A 7,488-nucleotide genomic window follows, 5' to 3' on the forward strand; every position below is an offset into this window, starting at 1 on the left:
TCGTCCAGGGATTTACCGGTAAAGAGGGAACGTTCCACGCCTCCCAGTGTATCGATTACGGCACCAAGATCGTCGGTGGCGTGACACCGGGCAAAGGCGGTCAGGAACACCTCGGACAGCCCGTCTTCAATACGGTCAAAGAGGCGGTCGACGCGACGGGCGCGACGGTCTCCATGATTTTCGTTCCGCCGGCTTTCGTCTCCGACGCCGTCATGGAAGCGGCCGATGCGGGGATCGAACTGGCCGTCATCATCACCGAAGGTGCACCGGTCAAGGATATGATGTACGCCAAAGCCTACGCGACAAAAAAAGGTATGAACACGATCGGACCCAACTGTCCGGGCATCATCACGGCCGAAGAGTGCAAGATCGGGATCATGCCGGGATTCATCTTCCAAAAAGGTCCCGTAGGACTCATCTCCAAGTCCGGTACGCTCACCTACGAAGCCTCCAACCAGGTCGTCAAAGAGGGTCTGGGCATCACTACGGCTGTCGGTATCGGCGGCGACCCGATCATCGGTCTGAGCTACAAGCAGCTTCTGCCGATGTTCGAGGCCGATCCGGAAACCGAAGCGATCGTCATGATCGGTGAGATCGGCGGCGACCTGGAGATCCAGGCGGCCGAATTCATCAAAGAGAACATCACCAAACCCGTCGTCGCATTCATCGCCGGCCAGACGGCTCCCAAGGGCAAGCGTATGGGCCATGCCGGTGCGATCATCTCCGGCGGCAGCGGTACCGCTGCCGAAAAGATGGCGGCTCTGGAAGCGGCGGGCGTCAAAGTCGTCGTATCCCCGGCGGATATCGGCAAAGCCGTCAAAGAGGTCATGGGCAAATAGAGGATGCGAAAGAGCTACGATGTTGCCAATATCCGGTGCGAAGGGTGTGTCGCCACGATCGAAAAGGCGCTCTCTGAGCACTTTGGTAACAGCGTAGAAGTCGATCTGAGCGTCATGCCACGAAAGGTAACAGTGGATTTGGCGGATGCATCCCAGGAGGAGCTTTTTATAGCGACCTTAAGGAAGCTGGGTTATCCTCTAATCAACGACGAACTGTCGGGCATCGAAGGAGCGGTGATGAAGGGTAAAAGCTTCGTCTCCTGCGCCGTAGGAAAATTCAATCCAACGAAGGAGAAGCAATGAGTCTGATGAAAGCACCGGAAAATACACCGGTCTGGACCGACGAGAGCCGCTGCAAAGCGTGCGATATCTGTGTAGCTGTCTGCCCTGCGGGCGTTCTGGCAATGCGCTACGAGCCCCATTCGGTACTGGGCGAAATGATTACCGTCGAGGCACCCGAACTCTGTATCGGATGCAACGAATGCGAACTGAGCTGTCCCGATTTCGCGATTTTCGTCGCGGACAGAAAAGAGTACAAATTCGCCAAATTGACCGATGCGGCGAAACAGCGGGCCGAGGCGATCAAGAACAACAAATATATGACGCTGAGCGCATAAGGAGTTAGAATGGCAAGAGAAGTAATTTCAAGCGGTAACGACCTGGCGGCAAAAGCCGCGGTCGATGCGGGATGTATGTTTTTCGGGGGTTACCCGATTACACCGTCGAGCGAGGTCATGCATACCATCTCCGACCTCCTTCCGAAAGTGGGTGGCGCTTCGATCCAGATGGAAGACGAAATCGCCGGTGTCTGTGCCGCGATCGGTGCTTCCATGAGCGGCGTGCGTTCCATGACGGCAACTTCCGGTCCGGGAATCTCGCTGAAGGCCGAAAACCTCGGCCTGGCACAGATGGCGGAAGTTCCCCTGGTCGTCGTCAACGTCATGCGCGGCGGTCCTTCCACCGGTCTGCCGACCCGTGTTTCGCAGGGTGACGTAGCGCAGGCGAAAAACCCGAGCCACGGTGACTACAAGTCGATCACGGTCTGTGCGGGCAATCTGGAAGAGTGCTACACCGAAACGGTTCGCGCCTTCAATCTGGCCGACCGCTTCATGCAGCCTGTCATCGTTCTGCTGGACGAAACGATCGGCCATATGCACGGCAAGGCGGTCCTTCCGGATGTCGAAGAGGTCAAAGCCGGTATCAAGCTCCGCAAAACTTTCGACGGTCCGCCGGAAGAGTACAAACCTTACGGCGTCGCCCAGGACGAGCCGGCTGTTCTCAACCCGATGTTCAAAGGGTACCGCTACCACTTCACCGGCCTGCACCACGACGCGATGGGCTTCCCGACCGAAGAGATCGAGACCTGCCGCAAGCTGATCGACCGCCTTTTCCAGAAAGTCGACGCACATCGCGACGAACTGGAATCCAACGAAGAGTTCATGCTCGACGATGCCGACATTCTGCTGATCGGTTACGGTTCGGCATCGCTGGCGATCAAAGAGGCGATCGTCCGTTTGCGAGACGAAGGAATCAAAGCGGGTCTTTTCCGCCCCATCACCCTCTGGCCGAGTCCGGAAGAGCGGATGTACGAACTGGGACAGAAATTCGACAAAGTCCTCTCGGTCGAACTGAACCAGGGACAGTATCTCGAAGAGATTCAGCGCGCCATGGGCCGCAAGGATATCCAGAAACTGACCAAAACCAACGGACGGCCGTTCTCGCCCCAGGATATCATTGACAAAGTGAAGGAGGTTTTCTGATATGGCTTTCAATTATGACGAATATCTACGTATAAACAAGATGCCCACACTCTGGTGTTGGGGTTGTGGCGATGGGGTCATTCTCAAAGCCTTCATTCGTGCCGTGGACAAACTCGGTATCAACAAGGACGACCTTTGTGTCGTCTCCGGTATCGGCTGTTCCGGACGATTCAGCTCCTATCTCGATACCAACACGGTTCACACGACCCACGGCCGGACCATCGCCTACGCGACGGGTATCAAACTGGCCAATCCCGACAAGCATGTCGTCTGTGTCGCGGGTGACGGCGACGCCCTGGCGATCGGTGGTAACCACACGATTCACGGCTGCCGCCGTAATATCGACATCACCTTGATTCTGATCAACAACTTCATCTACGGTCTGACCAACTCACAGACCTCTCCGACCACGCCTCGCGGATTCTGGTCGGTCACGATGAAACAGGGTAACATCGACCCGACTTTCAACGGCTGTAAACTGGCCGAAGCGGCGGGAGCCTCCTTCGTCGCCCGTGAGAAGGTTTCCGAACCGAAAAAGATGGAAAAAGTGATCGCGGCCGCTCTCCAGCACAAAGGATTCTCTTTCGTCGAGATTCTCTCCAACTGCCATATCAACCTGGGGCGAAAAAACAAAATGGCCGATGCTATGGAAAACCTCGCATGGATCGACAGTATCACCGTCTCCAAGAAGAAATACGATGCCATGAGCGAAGAAGAGCGTGTCAACCTTCTCCCGACAGGCATCCTCAAACAGGATACGGAAGCGGAAGAGTACTGCGACATGTACGGTAAGCTCAAAGAGGTTTATCAGGGTAAGCGCGAAAAATTCACGCCGGCCGATTTCAAAAAAGTCATATAAGGGGTTGTTATGAGCAGAATAGTCATGCGCTTTACCGGTGTGGGTGGACAGGGTGTCCTCCTCGCCGGAGAGATTTTTGCAGCGGCCAAAATCAAAATGGGCGGTTACGGTGTCAAAACCGCGACCTATACCTCTCAGGTCCGCGGCGGACCGACCGTCGTCGACATCCAGCTCGACGACAAGGAGATCTGGTATCCCTACGCGATCGACGGGCAGATCGACTTCATGCTCTCCGTCGCCGACAAGAGTTACCAGCTCTTCAAAAACGGTGTCGCCGAAGGCGGCATCATCGTCATCGACCCGAACCTGGTCTATCCGACCGAGGAAGACCGTAAAAAGTGGAAAATCGTCGAGATCCCCATCATCACGATCGCCAAAGAGGAGGTCGGAAACGTCATTACCCAGAGCGTCGTGGCTCTGGCCATCGCCAACACTTTCATGAACGCGATTCCCGAAGACGTACTGATCGAAACGATGCTCAGCAAAGTTCCGAAAAAAGTCCACGAAGCGAACCTCAAAGCTTACGAGCTCGGCAAAAAGTATGCCCTCGAAGCGATGGAGAAAATGGGTATCGAACCCCGCAAAAACGACTGATCGACCTTCTCAACCGTGTTCGGGGCTTTCCGCCCCGGCACTCTTTCCAAACACTTCCCTTTTTCCTTAAAATTTGCTAAAATACGTTCACGAGGCACGGCGGATGCTTGCATGACGCATGTCATGAGGAAAGTCCGGGCTGCAGTGAAGCAGGGTTCCGTCTAACCGACGGCCACCGCAAGGTGAGGGACAGTGCAACAGAAAGCAAACCGCCATTCGAAACTGTGTTGATAGAGGCGAAGGGTGCCATAACCGGCGGATTTATCCGCCGAAGCGGCACCAGTGCCGCGGGCCCGCTGCCGAAGCGGACCCAGTGTCAACGTAGCCAAAGGGGCTTCGCTCCTTTGGCGTATTGTTTCGGATGGTAAGGGTGAAACGGTGGGGTAAGAGCCCACCAGCGCCTTGGGCAACCTTGGCGGCTATGTAAACCCAACCCGCAGCAAGAAGGGATGGTAAAAGCTTCACACTTTTGCCCTTCGCTCGAGTGCCATGGCGACATGGCGCGTAGATAAATAAGCATCCTCGACATAACCCGGCTTACAGCCGTGCCTTTTTTACAACGACTGCAACACAAATGTGTTTTTTGGAAACACTTTCCCGTTTTCTCTCTGAAATTGCTCTTCATGCATCCTAACCCCATTGTTAATATTTCGATATAGTGTAGAATAAAATATCATATTTCATCGTCAAGGGTAGTTCTCATGAAAAAAGTAATGTCGCTTATGTTGGGTGCCGGCATGGCCGTATCGATCGCTCTGGCTGGAGGTCACAGTATCCATTGGGGATACAGCGGAGAGGGCGCTCCCGCACATTGGGGTGATCTGTCGGAAGATTTCGTCATGTGCAAAATGGGAAAGAACCAGTCTCCGATCGATCTGCGTACCGACAAAGCCTTCGAAACCGATCTGCCTGCGATCGTCTTCAGTTATCATGCCTCGTCACGGGATGAAGTCAACAACGGCCACTCGGTTCAGGTAAACATCGAACCGGGAAGCTATATCATGATCGACGGGATCAAGTTCGAACTGAAGCAGTTTCATTTCCATACTCCCAGCGAAAACACGATCGACGGCAAGTTCTTTCCGATGGAAGCGCACTTCGTCCATGTGGATGAAAAGGGCAACATCGCCGTCGTCGCGCTGATGTTCGAATATGGACAGGAGAACGGTGTACTGGCGCGTTTCTGGAACGGGATGCCCGAACGGGCGGGAGACCATCGGGATATCTCCATCCCTGCCGAAGAGATCAGAAAACTCTTTCCGAAGAACAGGGCGTACTACCGCTTCAACGGATCGCTGACGACACCTCCCTGTTCGGAAGGTGTGCGATGGTTCGTCCTCAAAGAGCCGGTGACAGTCTCCAAAAAACAGGTGGAGCAGTTCGCCCGGATCATGGGTGAGCCCAACAACCGGCCGGTCCAGCCCATCAACGCCCGGGTATTGTTGAAATAATCCATGGACGTCGATCCTTTCGACATCCCCTCCCGAAAAGAGACACGGCGGAAACCCTTCCGCCCGCGCTGCAAAATCTGCCGCACCAACAAATACGTCGTTCCCATCGTCTACAGTATCGAGATCACCGAGGAGATTCTGGAAAAGGAGCGTGCCAAAGAGATCAGAATCGGCGGCAACGCCCGCAGTGTCGATGCACCCAACTGGTACTGCAGGAGGTGCGGGGAAGAGTTTCAGAGATAGAAGGTCATTCGCTTTACGTCATTTGAAGTTATTCAATCTCCGTTCGCGTAGCGAACAAATGACCTATAATGACGCGAAGCGAATGACCGGCTGCCCTTCGGCAGCCAAATGACTTTCAGAGAAACTCTTTCCGTAACGCCTCTTTGTCGATCTGTTTGCTGTGCAGCGACTTTCTGGGCATGTTGGGGTTGTAGACGATCTGGGCGGGGAGCATGTAGTTGGGCAGGTGTTTTTTGAGCTCGAAGAGGATCTCGTTTTTGGGAATCTCCCGTTTGCCGCCGTAGACCATGACGATCTCCTCCTCGATCTCTTCGTTGGGGATCGAGAAGACGATGCATTCGGTGATCTCCGGAATGTTTTCGTAGACGACGCTCTCGATCTCGTAGGGGCTGACGCGGTATCCCTGGGTCTTGATCATGTCGTCCTTGCGGCAGACGAAGTAGATGTATCCCTCTTCGTCGGCATAGACGTAGTCGCCGCTGGCCACGACGATCTCGTCGGTGAGCTGCCCTTCGGGTTTGAGCACCTTGTCGAGGATGTGGATGCTCTTGAAGCGTCTGGCAGTCTCTTCGGGCGCGTTCCAGTACCCTTTGTAGATGCATGCGCCCCGATGGATCAGTTCGCCCACTTCACGGGGTTTGCACGCTTCCCCCTCTTCGTTGATGATATAGAGCTCCACGTCGGGGACCGCCTTTCCGATGGAACCGGGACGGATATGGATCTGTTCGGGCTCCAGGTAGGCGGAGCGGAACGCTTCGGAGAGGCCGTGCATACTGTAGAACTTCGCGTCGGGGAAATGGTTCGTGACGTTTCGGATCATCAGGGGTGTGATGTTGCCGCCGGAGGAGGTAATGATGCGCAGCTTTTCGAAATGTTCCGGGGCCGGAATCCTGTGGGGATCTTCGTCGAACATCTGGGTGATGTGGATCGGCATCAGGGGCAGCACCGTCACTCCATCGTCGATGAGATGGGTGAAGAAGTCGGCCGGCAGGACGAATTTGTGGATCGCCAGGGTCGCCTTGTTGTAGAGGGCGGTATAGATCTGGTTCAGGCCGTAGTCGAGGTTGAAGGAGAGGATTCCGCTGATGACGTCGTCGTGTCGGATGCCCAGATATTTCGATACGATCGCCGCACCGTCGAAGAGGGCACGCTGGTTGATGACGATGCCCTTGGGGTTGCCGGTGGAGCTGAAGGTGTAGGTGATGGCGGCGTTGTCGTGCCCCTTGACGCGGCAGGTGTGTTCGTCGGTGTAGCACTTGTAGATCTCTTCGAAAGAGACGTCGCTCTCCTGTGTCGGCGTGTAGGAGATGATCTTGCCATCGAAGTCGATCGCTTCGATCGTCTCGATCTTTTTGCTGTCGGTGACGAGGCAGACGATGCCGCAGTCTTCGACGATATATTTGACCTGCTCCTTTTTCAGCAGCCTCGTGATCGGCACGAAAGTGTAGGGTGTGGACATGATCGCCAAAATGGCGATGACCGAATCGCAGCTCTTGTCGGAGTAGATGCCGATACGGCTGCCGTAGGGGAGCTTGAGACTCGTCAGGTAGTGGGCCACCTGGTTGACCCGCATGAAGAGCTCCCGGTAGGTGTAGCTTTCGTTTCCAAGTTTGATGGCGATCTTCTCGGGGACCTCCCTGACGGCGTTTTCCAGAAGATCCCGTACGGTATTGACGGTCATGGTCGATCCTTTTTTCGAGTGCTGAGTGTTGAGTGCTGAGTATCGAGGGAGCCGACTTCCG

At 55.0% G+C, this 7,488-nt stretch carries 9 protein-coding genes and 1 other RNA gene; 9 read left to right on the forward strand and 1 reads right to left on the reverse strand.

The genetic code is table 11. The features are described from left to right. The 9 genes from sucD to Q1K23_RS06270 form a co-directional block, all read left to right on the forward strand. Nucleotides 1–839: succinate--CoA ligase subunit alpha (sucD, locus tag Q1K23_RS06230; protein WP_300363282.1), on the forward strand; the 839-nt coding region annotated here is incomplete at its 5' end. Between the two features lie 3 nt (nucleotides 840–842). After that, nucleotides 843–1,142 (forward strand): heavy metal-associated domain-containing protein, encoded by a 300-nt coding sequence (locus tag Q1K23_RS06235; RefSeq protein WP_300363283.1) that lies wholly within the window; start codon nucleotides 843–845, stop codon nucleotides 1,140–1,142. Then, nucleotides 1,139–1,456 carry a 4Fe-4S dicluster domain-containing protein gene (locus Q1K23_RS06240; protein WP_300363284.1) on the forward strand — a complete coding sequence of 106 codons (318 nt, stop codon included), beginning with the start codon at nucleotides 1,139–1,141 and terminating at the stop codon, nucleotides 1,454–1,456. The genes Q1K23_RS06235 and Q1K23_RS06240 overlap by 4 nt, the downstream gene beginning before the upstream one ends. 9 nt (nucleotides 1,457–1,465) lie before the next feature. Beyond that, nucleotides 1,466–2,599, forward strand: a complete 1,134-nt coding sequence (locus Q1K23_RS06245; RefSeq protein WP_300363285.1) for a 2-oxoglutarate synthase subunit alpha — start codon at nucleotides 1,466–1,468, stop codon at nucleotides 2,597–2,599. A 1-nt stretch (nucleotide 2,600) separates the two neighbouring features. Continuing rightward, nucleotides 2,601–3,458: a 2-oxoglutarate ferredoxin oxidoreductase subunit beta gene (locus Q1K23_RS06250; protein ID WP_300363286.1), complete on the forward strand. Its 858-nt coding sequence runs from the start codon at nucleotides 2,601–2,603 to the stop codon at nucleotides 3,456–3,458. Nucleotides 3,459–3,467: 9 nt separating this feature from the next. Beyond that, nucleotides 3,468–4,052, forward strand: a complete 585-nt coding sequence (locus Q1K23_RS06255; RefSeq protein WP_300363287.1) for a 2-oxoacid:acceptor oxidoreductase family protein — start codon at nucleotides 3,468–3,470, stop codon at nucleotides 4,050–4,052. A 91-nt stretch (nucleotides 4,053–4,143) separates the two neighbouring features. Then, nucleotides 4,144–4,608: RNase P RNA component class A (gene rnpB, locus Q1K23_RS06260), an RNA gene on the forward strand. 145 nt (nucleotides 4,609–4,753) lie between these two features. After that, on the forward strand, nucleotides 4,754–5,503 hold the full coding sequence (locus Q1K23_RS06265) for a carbonic anhydrase family protein (RefSeq protein WP_300363288.1): 750 nt from the start codon (nucleotides 4,754–4,756) through the stop codon (nucleotides 5,501–5,503). A gap of 3 nt (nucleotides 5,504–5,506) precedes the next feature. Further along, nucleotides 5,507–5,746, forward strand: coding sequence for a hypothetical protein (locus Q1K23_RS06270; protein ID WP_300363289.1), 240 nt, complete (start codon nucleotides 5,507–5,509; stop codon nucleotides 5,744–5,746). Nucleotides 5,747–5,861: 115 nt separating this feature from the next. Here Q1K23_RS06270 and Q1K23_RS06275 read toward each other — a convergent pair whose 3' ends face one another. Then, nucleotides 5,862–7,427 (reverse strand): AMP-binding protein, encoded by a 1,566-nt coding sequence (locus Q1K23_RS06275; RefSeq protein ID WP_300363290.1) that lies wholly within the window; start codon nucleotides 7,425–7,427, stop codon nucleotides 5,862–5,864. Nucleotides 7,428–7,488: the final 61 nt, after the last annotated feature.

It is taken from the genome of Hydrogenimonas sp. (genome assembly GCF_029933015.1).
Classification (GTDB): domain Bacteria; phylum Campylobacterota; class Campylobacteria; order Campylobacterales; family Hydrogenimonadaceae; genus Hydrogenimonas.